At 40.2% G+C, this 20815-nt stretch carries 20 protein-coding genes; 14 read left to right on the forward strand and 6 right to left on the reverse strand.

What is annotated here, in order from left to right:
- Window positions 1-21 precede the first annotated feature (21 nt).
- Complete coding sequence (pyc, locus tag H9649_RS02325; protein ID WP_191693351.1) at window positions 22-3459, forward strand: pyruvate carboxylase; 3438 nt, start codon at window positions 22-24, stop codon at window positions 3457-3459.
- Window positions 3460-3500: 41 nt separating this feature from the next.
- On the opposite strand, the gene H9649_RS02330 is transcribed toward pyc, so the two are convergent.
- A complete protein-coding gene (locus H9649_RS02330; RefSeq protein WP_318241639.1) occupies window positions 3501-4409 on the reverse strand; it encodes a COX15/CtaA family protein in 909 nt (302 codons plus the stop codon).
- Between the two features lie 325 nt (window positions 4410-4734).
- Here H9649_RS02330 and cyoE point away from each other — a divergent pair, with 325 nt between their 5' ends.
- From cyoE to H9649_RS02365, 7 genes are all read left to right on the forward strand, one after another.
- Window positions 4735-5652, forward strand: coding sequence for a heme o synthase (cyoE, locus tag H9649_RS02335; protein ID WP_191693050.1), 918 nt, complete (start codon window positions 4735-4737; stop codon window positions 5650-5652).
- A 100-nt stretch (window positions 5653-5752) separates the two neighbouring features.
- Window positions 5753-6826, forward strand: coding sequence for a cytochrome c oxidase subunit II (gene coxB, locus H9649_RS02340; protein ID WP_191693051.1), 1074 nt, complete (start codon window positions 5753-5755; stop codon window positions 6824-6826).
- A 32-nt stretch (window positions 6827-6858) separates the two neighbouring features.
- The gene (locus H9649_RS02345; RefSeq protein WP_191693052.1) at window positions 6859-8733 is read left to right on the forward strand and encodes a cytochrome c oxidase subunit I; all 1875 of its coding nucleotides are present in this window, start codon (window positions 6859-6861) and stop codon (window positions 8731-8733) included.
- Window positions 8733-9359, forward strand: a complete 627-nt coding sequence (locus H9649_RS02350; RefSeq protein ID WP_191693053.1) for a cytochrome (ubi)quinol oxidase subunit III — start codon at window positions 8733-8735, stop codon at window positions 9357-9359. The genes H9649_RS02345 and H9649_RS02350 overlap by 1 nt, the downstream gene beginning before the upstream one ends.
- A gap of 1 nt (window position 9360) precedes the next feature.
- Window positions 9361-9708 carry a cytochrome C oxidase subunit IV family protein gene (locus H9649_RS02355; RefSeq protein ID WP_191693054.1) on the forward strand — a complete coding sequence of 116 codons (348 nt, stop codon included), beginning with the start codon at window positions 9361-9363 and terminating at the stop codon, window positions 9706-9708.
- 156 nt (window positions 9709-9864) lie between these two features.
- On the forward strand, window positions 9865-10779 hold the full coding sequence (gene ctaG / locus H9649_RS02360; RefSeq protein ID WP_191693352.1) for a cytochrome c oxidase assembly factor CtaG: 915 nt from the start codon (window positions 9865-9867) through the stop codon (window positions 10777-10779).
- Between the two features lie 32 nt (window positions 10780-10811).
- Window positions 10812-11273, forward strand: coding sequence for a DUF420 domain-containing protein (locus H9649_RS02365; RefSeq protein WP_191693055.1), 462 nt, complete (start codon window positions 10812-10814; stop codon window positions 11271-11273).
- A gap of 58 nt (window positions 11274-11331) precedes the next feature.
- Here H9649_RS02365 and ytvI read toward each other — a convergent pair whose 3' ends face one another.
- Window positions 11332-12390: a sporulation integral membrane protein YtvI gene (ytvI, locus tag H9649_RS02370; RefSeq protein WP_225229627.1), complete on the reverse strand. Its 1059-nt coding sequence runs from the start codon at window positions 12388-12390 to the stop codon at window positions 11332-11334.
- Window positions 12391-12500: 110 nt separating this feature from the next.
- Window positions 12501-12866, reverse strand: coding sequence for a YugN family protein (locus H9649_RS02375; protein ID WP_191693056.1), 366 nt, complete (start codon window positions 12864-12866; stop codon window positions 12501-12503).
- A gap of 235 nt (window positions 12867-13101) precedes the next feature.
- Here H9649_RS02375 and H9649_RS02380 point away from each other — a divergent pair, with 235 nt between their 5' ends.
- The gene (locus H9649_RS02380) at window positions 13102-14187 is read left to right on the forward strand and encodes a CAP domain-containing protein (protein ID WP_225229641.1); all 1086 of its coding nucleotides are present in this window, start codon (window positions 13102-13104) and stop codon (window positions 14185-14187) included.
- Window positions 14188-14191: 4 nt separating this feature from the next.
- Here H9649_RS02380 and H9649_RS02385 read toward each other — a convergent pair whose 3' ends face one another.
- Window positions 14192-14923, reverse strand: a complete 732-nt coding sequence (locus H9649_RS02385; protein WP_191693058.1) for an amino acid kinase family protein — start codon at window positions 14921-14923, stop codon at window positions 14192-14194.
- Between the two features lie 115 nt (window positions 14924-15038).
- Between H9649_RS02385 and H9649_RS02390 the strand changes: the two genes are divergently transcribed.
- Entirely contained in the window at window positions 15039-16466 is a 1428-nt protein-coding gene (locus tag H9649_RS02390; protein WP_191693059.1) for a UDP-N-acetylmuramoyl-L-alanyl-D-glutamate--2,6-diaminopimelate ligase, read from the forward strand.
- 55 nt (window positions 16467-16521) lie between these two features.
- Window positions 16522-16965 carry a YlbF family regulator gene (locus H9649_RS02395; RefSeq protein WP_191693060.1) on the forward strand — a complete coding sequence of 148 codons (444 nt, stop codon included), beginning with the start codon at window positions 16522-16524 and terminating at the stop codon, window positions 16963-16965.
- Between the two features lie 52 nt (window positions 16966-17017).
- Here H9649_RS02395 and H9649_RS02400 read toward each other — a convergent pair whose 3' ends face one another.
- Entirely contained in the window at window positions 17018-17929 is a 912-nt protein-coding gene (locus H9649_RS02400; protein WP_191693061.1) for a glycerophosphodiester phosphodiesterase family protein, read from the reverse strand.
- A gap of 135 nt (window positions 17930-18064) precedes the next feature.
- Here H9649_RS02400 and H9649_RS02405 point away from each other — a divergent pair, with 135 nt between their 5' ends.
- The gene (locus tag H9649_RS02405; RefSeq protein ID WP_191693062.1) at window positions 18065-18337 is read left to right on the forward strand and encodes a YlbG family protein; all 273 of its coding nucleotides are present in this window, start codon (window positions 18065-18067) and stop codon (window positions 18335-18337) included.
- Window positions 18338-18363: 26 nt separating this feature from the next.
- Here the strand turns inward: H9649_RS02405 and H9649_RS02410 are convergent, their stop codons facing one another.
- Window positions 18364-18756: a DUF7147 family protein gene (locus H9649_RS02410; protein WP_318241640.1), complete on the reverse strand. Its 393-nt coding sequence runs from the start codon at window positions 18754-18756 to the stop codon at window positions 18364-18366.
- A gap of 89 nt (window positions 18757-18845) precedes the next feature.
- Here H9649_RS02410 and H9649_RS02415 point away from each other — a divergent pair, with 89 nt between their 5' ends.
- Both H9649_RS02415 and rsmD read left to right on the forward strand, forming a co-directional pair.
- Window positions 18846-20264, forward strand: coding sequence for a stalk domain-containing protein (locus tag H9649_RS02415; RefSeq protein WP_191693063.1), 1419 nt, complete (start codon window positions 18846-18848; stop codon window positions 20262-20264).
- Window positions 20261-20809, forward strand: a complete 549-nt coding sequence (gene rsmD / locus H9649_RS02420) for a 16S rRNA (guanine(966)-N(2))-methyltransferase RsmD (protein WP_191693064.1) — start codon at window positions 20261-20263, stop codon at window positions 20807-20809. The genes H9649_RS02415 and rsmD overlap by 4 nt, the downstream gene beginning before the upstream one ends.
- The last annotated feature ends 6 nt before the right edge of the window (window positions 20810-20815 follow it).

Consider the following 20815-nt stretch of genomic DNA (forward strand, 5'->3'; position numbering starts at 1 on the left):
GGGAGTGCATTGATGGTGGAATTGGGTCGTATTAAGAAAATCCTTGTAGCAAACCGTGGTGAAATTGCAATACGTATTTTTCGGGCATGTACAGAATTGGAGATTCCGACGGTCGGCATTTATTCGGCTGAAGACAGAGGTTCGTTCCACCGTTATAAAGCAGACGAGTCATACCTTGTAGGTGAAGGGAAAAAGCCAATCGATGCTTATCTAGACATCGAAGGTATCATTTCAATCGCTAAGTCAAGTGGAGCTAATGCAGTGCACCCAGGATATGGTTTCCTTGCGGAAAATGAAGAGTTCGCTAGAAGGTTGGAAGAGGAAGGAATTATCTTTATCGGGCCAACATCCAAGCATCTCGACATGTTTGGGGACAAAGTGAAAGCGCGTACACAAGCAATCAATGCAGGAATACCAGTGATTCCGGGAACAGACGGCCCTGTGGATAGTGCTTCTGAAGTTACTTCTTTCGGTAATGAACATGGATATCCTATTATTATTAAAGCTTCACTTGGTGGTGGGGGACGAGGCATGCGTATCGTCAATTCTGCTGATGAAGTGATGGAAGCATTTGAAAGGGCGAGATCTGAAGCGAAATCCGCTTTTGGATCTGCTGAAGTGTATGTAGAAAAATACATTAACAAACCCAAACATATAGAAGTCCAAATTCTTGGTGATACATATGGAAACGTCATTCACCTATACGAACGGGACTGTTCAATTCAACGTCGACATCAGAAGGTTGTTGAAATAGCACCATCCATTTCATTAGACGACGCATTGCGTGCTGAAATTTGTAACGCTGCAGTCAAGCTTTCAAAAAACATTTCTTACGTCAATGCCGGAACAGTCGAGTTCCTCGTTTCAGATGGGAAATTCTATTTCATCGAAGTGAATCCACGTATCCAAGTTGAACATACGATTACTGAAATGGTCACTGGAGTAGATATTGTCCATGCACAAATTCATATTGCAAATGGCGGAAATCTTCACGAAGGTGATGCAGCGATTCCGACACAAGAAGATATTCCACTTTTTGGATATGCAATTCAATCTAGGGTGACGACAGAAGATCCATTGAATGATTTCATGCCTGATACAGGGAAACTGATGGTGTACCGTTCTGGTGGCGGCTTTGGGGTACGTCTTGATGCGGGAAATGGGTTCCAAGGAGCGGTTATTACTCCTTACTACGATTCACTTCTTGTTAAAGTATCGACATGGGGTACCTCGTTCCGTGATGCCGCAGCGAAAATGGATCGGAATTTGCAGGAGTTCAGGATACGAGGCATTAAAACGAACATTCCTTTTCTTGAAAATGTCGTTAAACATCAACATTTCTTAACAGGCAATTACGATACGAGCTTCATTGACACGACACCAGAACTATTTGAGTTTCCGATTAAGAAAGACCGTGGAACAAAAATTTTAAATTACATCGGCAACGTGACGGTGAATGGATTCCCAGGAATCGGAAAACAAGCAAAGCCTGTTTTCCATACAGTTAGAAAACCTGAAGTCGATATGTCAGTTACACCTGCACCAGGTACAAAACAGATTTTAGATGAAAGAGGACCTGAAGGACTTGTACAGTGGATCAAAGAGCAAAACGATGTTCTTCTTACCGATACTACTTTCCGTGATGCACACCAATCATTGCTTGCAACACGGGTGCGTACATCGGATATGGTGAACATCGCTTCTGAATCCGCAAGGCTACTACCTGACCTGTTCTCCTTTGAAATGTGGGGAGGTGCAACGTTCGATGTTGCCTACAGATTCCTAAAAGAGGATCCATGGGAGCGTCTCATGAAAGTTCGGGAACAGATTCCAAATGTCCTGTTGCAAATGCTGTTTCGTGGCGCGAATGCAGTCGGCTATTCGAATTATCCTGATAATGTAATTAAAGAATTTGTAAAGACTTCAGCAGAAGCTGGAATAGACGTATTTAGGATCTTCGATAGTTTAAATTGGATTAAAGGAATGGAAGTCGCTATTGATGCATCGCGCCAATCTGGAAAGGTCGCTGAAGCGGCTCTTTGCTATACAGGAGACATTTTAGATGATTCCCGCGCTAAGTACACAGTTGACTATTACAAAACGATGGCGAAAGAGCTGGAGGCATCAGGAGCGCATATACTTGCTCTCAAAGATATGGCTGGTCTTCTCAAACCAGAAGCTGCTTATAGACTTATTTCCGAATTGAAGGCAACGGTTGATATTCCAATTCATTTACATTCCCACGATACTAGCGGTAATGGCATTTATATGTATGCAAAGGCCATTGAGGCGGGTGTTGATATTGTAGATACTGCACTAGGTTCTATGGCGGGGCTTACATCCCAACCGTCGGCAAGTTCGTTGTTCTATGCTATGCAAAATGGAAAAAGGCAAGTGCGTGCAGATGTCGCCTCTCTGGAATCATTATCGTATTACTGGGAAGATGTGCGTAAATACTATCAGCACTTTGAGAGTGGGATGAATAGTCCTCATTCTGAAATATACGTTCATGAAATGCCTGGAGGACAATATTCAAACTTGCAACAACAAGCCAAAGCCGTCGGACTCGGAGATCGCTGGGAAGATGTCAAAGGCATGTATTCCAGAGTCAATATGCTATTTGGAGACGTCGTGAAAGTGACACCATCGTCAAAAGTGGTTGGGGATATGGCGTTGTTTATGGTTCAAAATGAGTTGAATGAAGAGACGGTTATTTCACGGGGTGCTTCAATTGATTTCCCTGAATCAGTTATTGAGTTTTTCGAAGGCTATATTGGACAACCGTACGGTGGTTTCCCGAAAGAATTGCAACAAGTCATACTGAAGGAACGCAAACCGATTACTGTTCGTCCAGGGGAGCTCTTGGAGGATGTGAATTTCGATGAGTTGCTAGTAAAGACTGAGGACTTGCTCGATCATCCTTCGACATTGAAAGATTCACTTGCGTATGCGCTTTATCCGAAGGTGTTTGAAGAATATGCAACTATGAAAAAAGAGTTTGGTAACATATCGGTCATTAACACACCCGAATTCCTTTTCGGAATGCGCCTCGGTCAAGAAATCGAGGTGGAAATTGAAAAAGGGAAGACACTTATCATTAAACTCGTTTCCATCGGCGAACCGCAATCAGATGGGACAAGAGTTATTTACTTTGAGTTAAATGGTCAGCCCCGAGAAGTCGTCATCCAAGATATGAATGTAGAATCAGATGTCGTCCGTAAACAAAAAGCGGATCCTGCAAATGATTCACATCTCGCTGCGACAATGCCTGGCACAGTCCTTAAAGTAGCTGTATCAAAAGGAGCTAAAGTGAGAAGGGGTGAGCACCTGCTTATTACTGAAGCGATGAAAATGGAGACGACAATACAAGCGCCTTATGATGGTATTGTGAAACAGATATACGTATCAGCAGGTGAAGGGATTTCAACTGGTGATTTACTTATTGAGCTTGAACATTAAAAAAGAGGCACTCGCTCGGTTTGCAGCGAGCGCCTCTCTATTTATTTTTTACCACTTCTTGATACGAGAAGTACCATATACGTTAGTAAACCGAAAAGTAATGTTACGAACAAAGAATGGAGTAAAGCAAGATAAAGATTCAATCTTGAAATAATGACAGCAGCTCCTGCCAAAACTTGTAGACAAACAAGAATGAAAGCAATCATCCATCCCCAATAGATAACACGTTGATTTTTGTAGTGACGGAAAGCATGGATTGCAATGACACCAAGCCAAATGAATATTAACGCAGCTGCGGTACGATGGCTCATCTGAACCCATTCCCAGAAATTCGCCGGCAAAGAAAAATCGCCATTTCGACACATTGGCCAATCTGCACAGCTCAATTCTGATTCTGTATGTCTGACGAGTGCGCCTGAATATACGACTACATAAGAATATATAGTTACACCTATCGTATGGAATTTCATTGTTTTACCGATTTTAAGCTTATCGGCATCATATTTCTTGTCCACTTCAAAAATAAGCAAGGTCAGTAAAAGGACTGCCGAAAATGAAATGAGTGAAATACCGAAGTGCAAGGCAAGTATGAAATCCCCTTGGCCCCATAGAACTTGTGCGGCTCCGATCAATGCTTGTAAAATCAGGAAGAATAGCGCTAAGAATGAAAGGAGTTTTGTTTCTCTAATATGACCAATCGCTTTCCATGACCAAATAGATAAGATGACAATCAGTATGCCGACTCCGCCTGTAACAAGTCTATGTGAAAATTCAATAAGGACTTCCGCGGTTATTTCATCCGGTATTAGTTGGCCGTTACAACCTGGCCAAGACCTTCCGCATCCCATGCCGCTCTCTGTTTTCGTGACAAGTGCGCCACCAAGTAGGATAAGCAACATGCCAATCGTTGAAGCGACGCCGAACCATTTTAAATATTTATTATAACGCAAAAAAGACACCTTCTTTAATTGATAATAAATCATTCTTTAAAAAGACTCCGTTTGTCGATGATAGCGAAAATACGGAGAAAAAACAACGTAGATCGGATGAAAAGACAAACTTAAACAGCTATTTCACAAATTGTTCATAAAAAAGACCCTTTAACTTCACAAAAGACATACGAAAATGATTTACTATAGATAGGGTCAGACTATAAATGCAGTACATATACTTTCTGTTTCTGTCGAAATTCGGTTTATCTATAGAAATCATTGACGAATTTCGCTATAGTTAAGTATAGCGGTCCATGCCGACAACTTTAGAAGGAGGGTACATATGTCAAACGGTCGAGCGATTACTTCATCCGCTGAATCGGATATCGGATCGACTTCACTACTTAAAGACTTTCTGGCGCTTATTAAAATCGGAATTGTGAATTCCAATTTGATCACAACGTTCACCGGTCTTTTCCTAGCTTTTCAATTTACAGGTGTAAGTTTCATCAGTAACTTGGATCTGTTGTTGTTTGGAATTTTTGGTACCGGACTTATCATTGCGGGTTCAGCCGCATTGAACAATCTTATTGACCGTGATATAGACCCAGTTATGTCCAGGACGAAGACGCGTCCTACTGTCACAGGAAGATTTAAAGCACCAGCCGTTTTGTCACTTGCATTGACGTTTATTGTAGTAGGTGAGCTGTTGTTATTTTTAGCAACACCGGCTGCAGCTCTTTGGGGACTTGCAGGTGTGTTCAGCTATGTTGTACTCTATTCAATGTGGTCTAAACGAAAACACGTCAGCAATACAATCGTCGGAAGCATTTCTGGTGCAATCCCGCCTCTAATCGGATGGTCAGTAGTGGATCCTTCACTAGGAATGGGTGCCTGGGCATTATTCTTAATAATGTTTGCTTGGCAACCACCGCATTTTTACGCGCTAGCAATGCGCAGAACGAACGAATACCGGGCAGCTGGCATCCCTATGCTACCGGTAGTCAAAGGTTTTGCAAGGACAAAGAAATCAATTTTTGCTTGGGTATTGCTTTTATTCCCATTGCCGTTTCTCCTTTCACAACTTGGAATTGGATTTATCATTCTCGGAACTGCTTTGAATATCGGATGGCTATATTTAGCTGTAAAAGGTTTCAAAGCGAAAGATGATCTGAAATGGGCTACTTCCATGTTCATTTATTCCTTGAATTACATGACAATCCTTTTTGTAGCTATGATCATTTTCTCCATATTCATTTAACAGCTGGAATTCTTTCTTTTAACAGGAATTCATTATAGAGAGGTCAACTGTCCTCATTTAAAGAAAACATTTTTTTTAGAAAGAGAGGTATTAGTTAGCGATGATGAAAGGACTCAAAAAGTGGCGTCTCTTTTCACTATTGGCAGTACTAACAGTTTTCCTTGCAGGATGTGGTCAAGAAGAACTTTCAACTCTCCTCCCGGCAGGACAAGTCGGTAGAGACCAGTTCAACTTACTTATTCTGTCTTCAGTTATCATGTTAGTCGTCATTATTGTAGTTGTAACAATTTATGTAATTGCATTAGTACGATTCAGAAGATCTAAATTGGGTGAAGATTTCATACCTGAACAAGTTGAAGGAAGTCACAAACTTGAACTTGTATGGACAGTTCTTCCGATCCTCTTAATATTGCTTCTAGCTGTCCCTACTGTGTATTACACATACAAACTTGGTGACGTTGCAGCCATGGGGGAAGTGGATGAGGATGGTAATCCTGAAAACCTTATTGTAGATGTAACAGCAAAACTGTACTGGTGGGAATTTGAATATCCTGACCTAGGAATCGTTACTGCACAGGAACTTGTTGTTCCTATGGATGAAAAAGTTTACTTCAACCTTATTGCAGCTGACGTAAAGCACTCCTTCTGGATACCAGCAGTTGGTGGTAAATTGGATACTAACGTAGATAACGTAAATAAGTTCTACTTAGTATTTGATAAGGATTCCAATGATATTAAAAATGGTGATGGAGTCTTCTACGGAAAGTGTGCGGAGCTTTGTGGTCCGTCCCACGCCCTAATGGACTTTAAAGTTAAAACGATGCCACGCCCGGAATTTGACCAGTGGGTTACTTCCATGCAAGCGACTGGCGAGAAACAAATTGTTGCAAACGAACAAGGTGAAGAAGTTTTCAACCAAAGCTGTATCGCTTGTCACGCTGTTTCAGCAGTCGGTGGCAGTAACGAGAAGCAAGGACCTAACTTAGCTACATTCGGAGATCGTAACCGGGTTGCAGGATTCATGGATCACGATAAAGAATCGTTGATCGATTGGATCAAAGATACTCAAAAGCACAAGCCTGGTAATAAGATGCCGTCATTCGGTGAGCAACTTTCTGACCAAGAGTTGGATGTTCTAGCTGAATATTTAATGGGCTTATCTGTTGAACAATAATTTTTAGCGATTTTGATGAGGAGGTAAACAAAGTGAGTTCAGTTGCTCAAAAGAAGAGTTTTGGCGCAACGCTGTGGGATTGGCTTACAACAGTCGACCATAAGAAAATCGGAATCCTTTACTTCCTTGGAGGCGGATTCTTCTTCGTAATCGGCGGAATTGAAGCGATGCTTATCCGTTGGCAGCTTCATAAGCCGGATAACGATTTTGTCAGTGCAGGTCTTTACAACGACTTGATTACAATGCACGGGACAACCATGATTTTCTTAGCAGCAATGCCTTTATTATTTGGATTTATGAACGCGATAGTACCACTACAGATTGGGGCACGTGATGTTGCATTCCCATTCCTTAACTCATTAGGGTTCTGGATGTTCTTCTTCGGTGGACTATTTCTTAACATCTCTTGGTTTATTGGTGAAGTTCCTGACGCAGGATGGACTTCCTATGCGTCACTATCACTTGCTTCCCAAGGACATGGTATTGATTTCTATGCGATAGGTCTACAAATAGCCGGTGGTGGTACGTTAATGGCGGGGATAAACTTCCTCGTAACGATCATTAACATGCGTGCACCTGGTATGACATACATGCGTATGCCGCTATTCACGTGGACAACATTTGTCGCTTCGGCAATGATTCTGTTCGCATTTCCTCCATTGACAATCGGTCTGTTCTTATTAACGTTTGACCGGATGTTCGGTGGTAACTTCTTTAATCATGAAATGGGCGGAAACACGATTATCTGGGAGCATATTTTCTGGATTTTCGGTCACCCTGAAGTGTACATTCTGATTTTGCCTGCTTTCGGGATATTCTCTGAGATATTCTCAATCTTCTCTCGTAAGCGTCTATTTGGATATCCATCCATGGTCTTCGCGACTGTGCTAATTGGTTTCCTTGGATTCATGGTATGGGCTCACCATATGTTCACAGTTGGTCTAGGACCGACAGCAAACGCTATTTTTGCTGTAGCGACAATGGCGATCGCAGTTCCTACCGGTGTGAAAATCTTCAACTGGTTATTAACCATTTGGGGCGGTAGCATCACAGTTACAACTCCGATGTTGTATGCACTTGGTTTCATCCCTTCATTCGTCATGGGTGGAGTTACGGGCGTTATGCAAGGTGCTGCACCATTGGATTACCAGTTACACGATTCATACTTTATCGTTGCTCACTTCCACTACGTAATCGTTGGTGGTGTTGTGCTTGCGATTTTGGCTGCAACACATTTGTATTGGCCTAAGATGTTCGGAACTATGTTGAATGAAGCATTAGGTAAAGTGACATTCTGGTTCTTCTTCATCGGTTTCCATATGACATTCCTTATCCAGCACTGGCTTGGATTCTGGGGAATGCCACGTCGAGTATGGAAGTTCATGCCTAACCAAGGATGGGATATGGCAAACTTAATTAGTACAATAGGTGCTTTCTTCATGGCAATCGGTGTTATTGTACTTGTTTATAATGTTATCATCACATCCATCAAGAACGTTAAAGTTGCCAATGACCCATGGGGTGACGGACGTACTCTTGAGTGGGCGATTGAATCTCCACCACTCTATTACAACTTTGCTCAAACTCCACTTGTACGTGGACTTGACTCGGTTTGGATCGAGAAGATGGAAGGCAACGCAAGCGGATTAACTCCGGCAGAACCTGTCAAGGATATTCATATGCCGAACGGTTCAATTATTCCTCTGCTTATGTCTCTAGGTCTGTTCATTGCAGGATTCGGAGCGATGTTCCGTACTGAAACCGAATGGGGACTTGGCGTTCTAATCTTCGGACTTGTATTTACATTCATAGCGATGGCAGCACGTTCATTGCAGGATGATACTGGCTATTACATCAAGAAAGAAGAAATTCTTCGTGATTTGAAACGTAAAGGGGGTCAAAACTAATGGATTTGAACAAGAAATTCACCCCTGAAACTTGGCCAGAACACCCGGAAAAAGCGACACTTGAAGCTAAAAACAAATTTGTCGGCTTCTGGTTATTCCTTGGGGGAGAGACTATTCTTTTTGCGACATTGTTTGCAACGTATATCGCGTTAAAAAACTCTGGACCGTCAGGATTTGGCTTCTCCACTCAAGAATTGTATGAATTGCCGTTAGTATTCGTCATGACGATGTTGCTTTTAACATCTTCTTTAACAAGTGTGTTCGCAATGTACCATTTGCGTAATTACAACTTTAAAAAGATGCAATTATGGCTTGCTATCACTGCATTACTTGGATTAGCATTCCTAATGCTTGAAGTATATGAGTTTTCTCATTATGTAGGGTTGGGCTTTACTTTTAACAACAGTGCATTCAGTTCAGCGTTTTACACACTTGTTGGAACACACGGCTTCCACGTAGCAGTAGGCCTAGTGTGGATTACGCTGTTACTAATCCGTAATGCGAAACGTGGATTGAACCTTTATAACGCAACAAAGTATTATACTTTCTCGTTATATTGGCACTTCATCGATGTTGTTTGGGTATTCATCTTCACTGTAGTCTATTTGATGGGAGTGATAGGTTAAGATGGCAGACATCCAAGTTTACAAACGTACACCGGCTGAACAGTCGCTTGCACAAAGACGTGCAAAGCAGTCTATGCGTGGTCAGGTAATGATGTTTTCGCTTATGATCTTCCTGACACTTATTTCATTTTCAATGGTTGTTGCTCACGAACAAGGAGTAGCAGGATTCTCTAAGTACTTCATTGTACCAATCCTAATGCTTTTTGCAGCAGTCCAAGTTGGGTTACAGCTGTACTACTTCATGCATATGAGTGAAAAAGGTCATGGCATCCCTCAGATGTTCATGTTCACAGGAGCTCTTTTAGGCTTCTTGATTCCTTTGACATTCGCAACAATCGTTTGGTGGTAATTAATTGTGAAAAGCCTGTGGATATTGTTCCACAGGCTTTTCACATGTTTAAACTATTTTTTTCATATCAAGCTAATTGTCAATGTTCGTTCATTGTGTTAAACGTTTATTCGTTTTATACTAGAGAGAGACATGATAAAAGGAGCGATGGCAATGATGCCTTTGAGCATATTCGGATTTCGCGCTTTGTGGAGTCCATACTTTTTTATTTTTATTGTAGTTCTTACTGTACTCTATTTTCTTTTAACAAAAAAATGGCGACATCTTTTTGAAGGGTCCGAGCCTGTTACGAATAGGGAGATAAGATATTTTATTAGTTCCATGGTTGTTCTGTATATCGTTAAAGGATCTCCTGCAGATCTTTTAGGTCATATTTTATTTTCCGTTCACATGGCACAAATGGCGTTACTCCTATTAGTAGTAGCCCCTTTGTTAATAATCGGAATACCCAATTTCATTTGGAAAAAGGTATTTTCCGTTAAATTGATTGACAAGATCGTCAGATTGTTTACAAAGCCAGTCATAAGTCTACTCGTCTTTACGGTGATGTTTTCTTTAAATCATTATCCGATGGTTTTAGATTTCATTAAAATGAGTGTTGTAATGCACTCGATATTTACGATTATGCTGTTCTTGTCAGCATTTTTCTTATGGTGGCCAGTCGTTAATACATTGGAGAGCCACCCGCAACTACATGGATTGAAGAAAATCGGTTATGTCATTTTAAGCGCGATACTGCTAACACCAGCTTGTTCCCTTATCATCTTTGTAGATGTGCCTGTATACGAAACATATAGTACGGGTGAAGCATGGTTAAAAGCAATGGCGCTATGTGTACCTGCTGGAACATTGTCTGGTCTATCTATTTCAGGCCCTGAATTGTTTACGAATATGCCTACTTTGTACGATCAGCAGTTGGGCGGAATTATTATGAAAGTGATACAAGAGTTAATATACGTTGTTGTTATTGGTAAGATATTCATCAAATGGTATAGAGAAGAACAAATGAATGCAGACGAAATAACTCAAAAAGATTTACTTGCGAGACAAAGTATAAAAGTACACGGATAACTTAATATATAAAAATGAAGGGGTATTTCGAAATGGGTGTTCCGTTTTTACCAACTTTAAGCACGTTCTTAATTGTTTTATCAGGTATTCTTGTTGCAATTGGTTGGAAATTAGCACGTGCGAGGAAGTTGGATGCACATAAGAAGACAATGATAGCTGCAACAATTTCTGCTGTGCTTTTTCTAATCATCTATCTGTCGCGTACCATCCTTTTTGGTAATACAGCTTTTGCAGGGCCTGAAAATGCTAAGATTTACTATACAGTGTTCTTGATTTTCCATATCATTCTTGCGACAACAAGTGCTGTATTCGGCGCAATTGTAATTCGTGCAGGCTTCAAAGAACGTTTGAAGCGTCACAGAAAACTTGGTCCAGTTACTGCAATCATGTGGATGTTTACTGCGATAACTGGTGTAGCAGTGTACCTGCTTCTTTATGTAATTTATAAAGGCGGAGAAACAACGTCAATGATAAAAGCAATATTAGGATTCTAGATATGAGAAAAAGCCGTTAATTCAACTTTGAATTAACGGCTTTTAGCTATAGCTTCGGTCAAATCTTGAAATTCAATTTTATAATCCCTGCTTCGCGTGCGGTATTGAATAAGATTACAATCATTGGTCCAATGAAGAAACCAAGCACCCCAAACAGTTTTAATCCAATGAACATCGCTATCAAGGTTGGAAGGGGAGATAAGCCAATTTGGTTACCCATCACTTTTGGTTCGATCGTTCTTCTTATAATTAGAAGTACAACCGCCAGTACGGCTAATTTTGTCCCAAGAGCAATATCTCCACTGAGGAACTGATAAAGAGACCATGGTGCTAAAATAATAATTGACCCCAAAATCGGAATGATATCGATAATCCAAATGACAATCGCCATGACGAGTGCATATTTCGGCGCAATAATAAGTAATCCGACAAATGAGACTGCAAGGATTATTAAGCTGACGAGTAATTGGGCTTTCATGAATCCGATAATAACTGAGTTCAATTTAGCTGTCATATAGCGTACTTTTTTTGCTGTCTCGATTGTTAGATGCCGGAACATCATTTTCTTTAACTCAGGCAATTCAAGCATGAATAGGAACAATGCAATCATGAAAACGATAAGACTGACTAAGAAGTTAGGAATTTCAGAAGCCAATGCGACAACTTTGTCAGGATTAAATAAAGTGAGTAAAGATTTTTGGAAGGATGTCAGTATATCATTGAAACCGTTTTGCATTGATTTTATGACGTCTTCGGGTAGTCCAGAGGTATAAACAAAAATTTTGTTTTGAAAGTCAATCCATATACCAGCCAGTTTGTTTAAATAATCCGGCGCATCTTTAGTGAATTGTATTATTCTCCCTATAAGTGATGTGACGGTATAATAAAGAATGACGGCTATCAAAACGAGTATGAAGATATAGACTGAAATAACAGACATTTTTCGTTTCCATTTAAATTTTATCTCTGTCAATTTGACAAGTGGTTCAAATACAATTGCGGTGAGTAGAGCTAAAATTATTGGTATGGAAACAGGAAGGATAAATATTGAGAGAAAGGCAATTAGCAAAATCACCATTATAATAATGAAATTTCTTTTGATTAGCAAACGGGACAACGGTCATTCCTCCAAATCATTCATTGTTATCATTATAACCAATACACAAGGGAATGAATAGACAAAAAGCCGAAGATTGTTAACTTCTTCGGCTTTTTATGGAAAAATGATTATTTAGTTAGGAGATGTGGATGAAGATCGTCATAAACGGCTTTTAGGGTCGCTTGGCAATCTTTCAAAAGACCTTCCGGGAAAAACTCATCTTCACCGTATTCGACGCCATGTGGATAGTAATGCTTTCCGATAACTGGTTTTTTCAAATGCATTATTGCATCTCCAGTACCAACATCTCCATCTGGTGTGAAACCGAATACGCGCAAGTAATACGTTCCTTCTTTGATAATATATTTCTTATCATAAGTTACACGTTCATAGTCCCACTGGCCAGCACGTACTAAATCGTGTTTTAGCATGATTTCGTCAAGTAGGGGTAGGTCTGCTACAATACCTTCAATGTTTGTATTTTCGATATACATCGTTTAAAGTCCTCCTTCATGTTCATCCAGTCGAATATCTATTCTTATTAATCATAGAACAAATCGTTGTCAGTTGCAATGACAACATTGTGTCATCTATTATTCCCAAAATGTTTATTGTAATGCTTTATATTGTATTAATTAAGACGAAATAATGAGTAATGGATGACAGAAGACCATTTACTATGTAAAGTTGTCAGTAAGAATAATTAATAGGAGGGCGAGTAAGTTGAAAATGATGAACGTCATATGGAAAATTGCTTTATTACTAGTAATCCTTCTCGCTCTTTTTTATTTCTTGGATAGTCGGGTAAAGGAAAATGAGCCACTTGAATCACCTGTAAAACACGGAACTGCGATTCCGGCTCCAAATAAAGCATTACCCGAACAAACGGTGGGGCAGATTCGTCCAGAGAAAGGACTTTCAACTTATGTTGGACAGAATGTTGACCTAATCACCGATGAATACGGTCAACCTGATCGGATTGAGCCATCATCTTTCGGTTATAATTGGTGGGTATATTCAGGAGAGCCTCAAATGATGGTCGGTGTGGAAGAGGGAAAAGTAAATCAGTTGTTTAGTGCTGATCCAAATCTCGATCTTTCCCCTTATTCAATTGGACAGAATGTAGAAGAAATTTTTCGTTTTACGATTATTGATACAGAAGTTAATGTGCAAATAGATGAAAATGTTTATACGTTTACATTGAATAATCAAGACATTATGGAGAAAATCCTCATAAAATATGATGACCTATTTGCGCAAATTTATGTTGATACAGACGATGGTAATATTGAAGGTGTTAGGTTCATAACTCCAAAGATGCTTGTAATTCATCAGCCATATGACATGGAATTTACAGGAGACCTTTTTCACGTAAAAGTTCCATCTTCTACTGAGCAGATGGAAGTTGACAGGGCTATTGAAAGACAAATCTATGAACTTACAAATATTTATAGAGAACATAATGGTTTGAACACACTTGAATATGACTATTGGTTATCGAAGCTAGCGCAAGAGCATAGTAAAGACATGGCTATCGAGAACTATTTTTCTCACGAATCACCTTCCGCTGGGAATTTGTCGGAACGATTGAAAAGGAGCGAAATAGAACATAAAAGAGCCGGTGAGAATATTGCAACCAACTATGTCGATGCAATCGACGCAGTTCATGGTTGGCTTAATTCACCTGCTCACCGAAGTGTGTTGTTGGATGCTGAAATGACGGAGATAGGTACAGGGGCATACGGTAAATATTTCACACAAGTAATGATAAAATCAGATAGTAAAAGAAAATCGGAGCCGGGTTTATTACGATAACAGATTATGGAGTTATCCATGTACCCTTCTCCGATGAAGCGATGCCTCTTACGTAAAGGGGTATCGCTTTTTTCATGGCGTATAGTGCCGCCCGTTTTTGAATAACAGGTCTATCTGTGTCCAACAAGGGCAACAGTTGCCTAATCGTCATCTGTTCTAATTTCTTTGCGGATTTAGTCTGATTTGGATCAGCAGACATGATGCCGGGCACATCTTTGAAAAATTCAACATGAGATGCGCGCATTGCTGAGCCAAGAGCAATAGCGGTCAAGTCGCTTCCACCTCTACCAATTGTCATGACTTGACCAAATTCGTTAATACCTTGGAAACCTGGTATTATGACGCATCCTGTTTCTTTTAAGCTATCTATAATCATTGCTGGGTCCACATCGCTAATTGTACCATCGCCAAAATCTCCTGAAGTCCAAATTCCAGCTTGAATGCCATGAAGAACCCTGTTAGGGATTCCTGCTTCCTCCAATTCAGCGGAGAGTATGGCTGATGCAATTAATTCACCGCATGATACAGCTAGGTCGCTCGCAGATTTAGAAAAACTAAATGCATCTGTCAGTTTAAGTAGACAATCGGTTGAATACGGATCGGGAGCTCTACCAATCGCTGAGACGACGACAATTACGTTTTGATGAACTTCCAATCCTTCCTTAATGTGTGCAATACACAGTCTTCGAGAATCGCGGTCTTTCATGGCAACGCCACCAAATTTCTGAACTATCATTCATGTTCCCAACTTTCTTCGTGTCGTTCGTTTCAGTTTGTTCATACGATAAAGTATGGTTCGCTCTCAATATATTCGCTTATTGAGAAAATTGTTCGGGAAGGGAAGAGTGCTAATGTTGCTATCGGAATTAGTGAAAAATTGGCCGTGCACAGTTAGAGGTAGTGTCGGGATAGAGGTGGAAGGTATTACTGAGCATTCCTGTTCCGTAAAAGAGAATTATGTTTTCGTAGCAAGAAAAGGCGCTCACGCTGATGGATTTCTACATGTAGATGAGGCAATCAGTCGTGGTGCTGTGGCAATTATCCTGGACCGCAACATTCCAGCGGGGTATGTTCGGAAAAAAGGTGTGACTTGGATAACTGTTCCGGACGGACGCCAATTCATCTCTCATGCAAGCGCCAATTTAGCTGGTAATCCTTCTGATTCGCTTACCGTAATTGCTGTGACTGGGACGAACGGAAAGACAACAGTAACGCATTTCATCGCCCAATTATTACGTTTACATGGTGAAAAAGCAGCAGTTATCGGAACGACAGGGATATTTATGAACGACTATAAAATACATTGTTCGGTGCCTGAAATGACTACTTTGCCTGCTGATTATTTGCATCCGCTATTAAAGGATTGCTTAAATGCAGGCATGTCATATGTGGTGATGGAAGCATCATCTTTAGGTCTTTCTTCGGGCAGATTAGATCATTGCACCATTGACATCGGTGTTTTTCTGAATATAGGTATAGATCACTACGAAGAACATGGAAGTAAAGAAGCTTATATCGAAGCGAAGAAGAAGCTTGCCACGCTTGCTAATCGATTAATTGTAAATGCGGATGATTTGCAATGTGTTTCGTTAGTCGGGAAAACTAGCAAACAACTGGAATTTTACAATATGAATATGATACAAGGTAAGACAATATTGCCTGAGAATTATCCCAATTTGCCTGGTAAGCATAACCGAAGTAACGCATTCGCTGCAGTCAGTGTGTTGACAATGCTTGGATACGATCTCAAGGAAACACTTGTGTTAAGTCGTCAACTAGAATTACCTGAAGGTCGATTGCAACGAATTTCAAAAGACGATCTCACTGTATATGTTGACTATGCACATACACCAGATGCCCTTCAAACAATTCTTCTATCACTTATCGAAGAAAATGAAGGTACCACGATTACAACTGTGTTTGGATGTGGGGGGAACAGAGACCGCAGCAAGCGTCCGCAGATGGGTGAAGTTGCGGCAACCTGTTCATCCAAAGTGATTATTACGTCAGACAATCCGAGAAATGAAGATCCACTATTTATTATTAATGACATTTTAAAGGGCACCATCTTTCATATGGAGAAGGTAAGTATTGAGCCGGATCGAAAGAAAGCCATACAGAAGGCGATAGCGGAGGCTACCGAAGGTGAAATTATCCTAATAGCGGGTAAAGGGCATGAGAAGACTCAACAAATTGGCAGTACTCAACATCATTTTTGTGATATTGAAGTAGCAAAACAATGTTTAGACGATAAGATTTTCGGAATTAGGACGGAATAAATGCATCCCTCTTCTGTTTTTTGTTATGATAGAGAAGAATGGAGGGGAATGCCCTATGTTGATGACAGACGAATGGATGTCTATCATTGAGCAATCGGAAACACTTTCCGACATGTTGCTTTCTTCGGATGTTGTAGAAGAATATCGACGAGCGAATGATGTCGTATACTCCGACAAAGAATTGGCGAACAAGATTCATGATTTCGCTAATATGAAGGAGCGCTATGAAGAAGTTCAACGTTTTGGCAGATACCATCCTGACTATCAAATAGTCATGAAAAATATACGTCTACAAAAAAGAGAGTTGGATATGAATGAGCAAGTGGCTGCGTTGCGACTTGCGGAAAATGATGTCCAGGATTTATTGAACGAGGTCAGCTCAATTATTGCAAAATCGGTTTCCGATGCAGTAAAAGTTCCGACAGGAGATGGGTTTTTTTCAGATTCTTCGTGCGGTGGCGGTTGTGGATCTGGTGGAAGTTGTTCATGTTCAGCATAAACAGATGGAATAGTAAAAACGGTTGCCGATTTATGTTCGGCAACCGTTTTTATCATGAATTAGTAACGTGTTGGAGAAACGATAGCATTGCTTCGGGTTGAGAAGTGATAAACCCGGATGCTCCTGCATTTAACAACTTGGACATTGTTTCTTTATCATTTACGTCTTCGTAATAGACTGCGACATTCACTTTTGATAAAAATGAGATGAAATTTTCAGTATTCATTCGGAACAATCCAAACTTCTCAGGTATGATGAATATGTCTGCACGAGGATTATATAAATGGCCAAATTTGCTTGAAAAGACACTGTATGCTTTTTTTACTTCATCTTTTCCTGCCCCTGTTGCAACCTTGTTTTGCGCATATAGATTGAAACGATCAGTTTGCTCATCAAAGTTGCTTGTTACAATAACACGATTTTCCGCTTCACTCTCTTCCAACAATCTCCAAAGCTTGGATGGTATAAGGCTGCCTTCGTATGTGTCAGGTGAATCCCTCAAATTGACGACAAGCAACAGTTGCGGGTATACAAGCAGCAGTTCTCGTAACGAAACAATTTGCTCACCTGTCCCTCTGTAAGGATGATTACCATCCTTATCAGTTAGCATATAGCCTGCATCTGCTTGTTGAAGTTCAGCAAACGTATAGTCACATACTTTTCCTGAGAAATCAGTTGTACGATCCGTAAGTTCGTCTTGGAAAAGAATAATTTCTTCATCTTTTGTCAGTCGGACATCGACAGCAAAGCCATGTACTCCAAGTTCCACACATTTACTGAATGCTGTCATTGTCAAACTAGGTACATCATTCAACTTGGAACAATCGGCAAGGATAACCGGATCTTCAAATGCTAGCGCTTCTTTTTGGAGACGCGGCTTAGGCTTCGCGACGGCTTTTGACGCTGCCCATGCTGCAACACTGGCAGCTCCGACGGTAAGCGCAACCTTTGTTTTTCTTCCCATATTCTTAGCCTCCTATCATCTGATAAAATATTCTTTCCTCATTATAAGTGAAAAAACGGAAGAAGTCAGCAATGTTAAGTTGCAGCCCATTTCTCACATATGGTATTGTATGGGGTAGGAAAGAGGGGGGAAATCATGATTGATCGACAAGGGATAATTGTTTATCTCCATCATTTGAAACAAGCTAAATCACTAAGAAAATATGGACACGTCCATTATATTTCCAGAAAGATGAAGTATGTTGTTCTGTATGCCGACCAGGCAGATGTCGCAGATAATATACGTAAAATAGAACGGCTTCCATCTGTAAAAAAAGTATTGCCGTCCTTTAGACCTTTTGTCAAGACCGAATATGAGAATGCAAAACCTGACAAGGCGAAAGAATACGATTATAAAATCGGGCTTTAACAGTTTAATAAACATGGGCTAATGTTTCATCTTAACGGCGGAACTAAATTATTCAATCTCAGAATCCCAGTTATGTATTGAAAAAACAATCTAGTATCCGCAAACTCGGATGAATGTTTAACGCTAATTGGTATAGGTTCTGAACCGCTTTGCTCAGCTGCCTGTTCAAAGAGCAGCCTGCGCTTTGATTTTTTTTCACCATCTTCTTTAATGCCTTCTCTGCAAATATAAATCGGCATAAAATTACTGTCATTTGCAGGCTTGAATGTTGCAGCAAGTGAAATTGCTTGCTTACCTTCAATTTCAGAAGAGAAAATGAACGTCCTATGTAGTCGGTGTTCATTTGTTTTCAGAAGCTCCAGTAATTCATAAACATCTCCATACCCTTCACCAAGTTCAATAAAATATTGTTGCAACATCTTTAGCACAACCCTTCAATACGGAATACAGACATCATACCATAGTCTTTTTAGAAGTATTAATCATCCCTTGCAATGAGGTGCAATCATTGAAAATAATTTCACGGACGGTTCTACTACTTGCAATCATTAATATTGCATTATTATATATGCATTATAGTCAACTAGCGGATGCAAGCGAAGAGCGTCAACAAAATTCGAAGTATAGCCAAGAGATTGAAGTGATTAACCGGACAGATAAAATGATCGTACGGCATCACTTTCGTAACTTGAATGTTGGAAGACATGAAATTGTGTTACCTATTGGAAGTAAGGAAGCTACCTGTTATTTGGAAAATGAATTATCCTGTACAAGATTGAACGAGAACTCCACCGCTTTTTTAGAAGGTGAAGGGAATACACAATCGATCTCTTATACGATTTCTAAAGAGTCTGCGTTAAGTTCCCGTAAACTCTTTAAAGCTCCATTCGCTTCATTGCGTAATGAAAGTCCAACGTCCACAATTCTACACATTACCGATGAAACGAATAACCGAGGAATGTGGATTAGCGGTTTACAACTTGTCGGAAGCAAAGAGATGGATATGATTGAGTACTCGCTATTTAAGGGAAAGGGACAAGTGACTGATCTTTACTGGCAACGCAATGCACAGCCTTTAACGTATTCAAGTGAGCACCTATCCATATACGGCGAAGCAACTGATGTCGCGTTTGTTAAAGAAATGGCGGACAACTTGGAACGTCTAAAAGCTGATCATATTGATATGGTTTTTGACGGAACTAACAAAGCGCTTGAATCTGATCGTTTTCTAATTACAACGGGCAATCAATCATCAGTGTATGTTGCAACCGTGCGCAAAGCGATTCGAACACATTACAAAATACCATCTGATGAATCAATTACTGCTGATCTTGTAACGTCAATTCTTATAGGGAAACAAGCGGGTGGGAAGAAGTCGAATGCCGCTTATGCTGAGCTGATGGCTGTACTCACACCTAGTCAAACCGTTGCGCTTAAAACTACTCTGGAAGATAAGCGTGGGAGCAAAGTTGATGCAGCGACTCTTGATGGAGTGATAGGATCAATTATTGGCAAGGGTACTTCTTTCGTCCGTAAAAACAATGAAACAATTTATCCTCTTCTATTTGAAGAATCTCGTACAGTTGTAGTAGGTGGAAAAACCGTGGAAGAGTTGAACATCATTATAAAAGACGATCGGACATTATATCCAATTGATAAAGTGCTCACTCGTTTAGGGTACGAGGTGTCGGCAAATAACCGTTCGATTTATATCGAAAACGACATGGATAAATTAAGATTTTCGCTTAGGGATCCATTTTATGTCTTGAATGAAAAAAGATATACACTTAGGGAATCACCTTTTGAACGGATGGGTGACGACTATTATTTTGAAGAAGATGCATTAAGGCGTATTTTTCAACTGTCCATTCAAAAATCCGCTGACACAATTACTGTAACATCATTGAAGAAAGGAAGTTCCGAATGAGAGTCGTAGCAGGTTCTAGAAAAGGCACACCGTTAAAATCGCTCGCAGGGAACATAACTAGACCTACATCTGACAAAGTAAAAGAGTCTATATTTAATATGATTGGGCCTTACTTTGAAGGTGGGATAGCTGTAGAGCTATTTGGTGGTAGTGGTTCTCTTTCCATTGAATCATTATCTAGAGGGGCAGAAAAAGCATATATTTTTGAGAAGAATCCGCGTGCTTGTTCGATTATCCGTGAAAATATTGAAAAATGTCATCTAGAAGAAGCTGTCCACATTGTTAAAGCAGATGCTAGAAATGCTGTTAAAACACTAACTGCTGCCAATGTGGAAATCGATTTGCTTTTCATAGATCCACCCTATGCCGAAGAGAAATATTATGAATTGGCAGAAGTACTTATTCAAGCAGATTTGATGACGGATCAGGCAATTATCGTTTGTGAGCACGACAAACATCTTGTATTGCCTGAGCAATTCGGACAATTTATGAAAACAAAAAGTCCTATTTATGGCAACAGTGCGATATCCATCTATACGAAATGAGGTATT

It is taken from the genome of Sporosarcina quadrami, from assembly GCF_014836615.1.
GTDB classification, from domain to species: domain Bacteria; phylum Bacillota; class Bacilli; order Bacillales_A; family Planococcaceae; genus Sporosarcina; species Sporosarcina quadrami.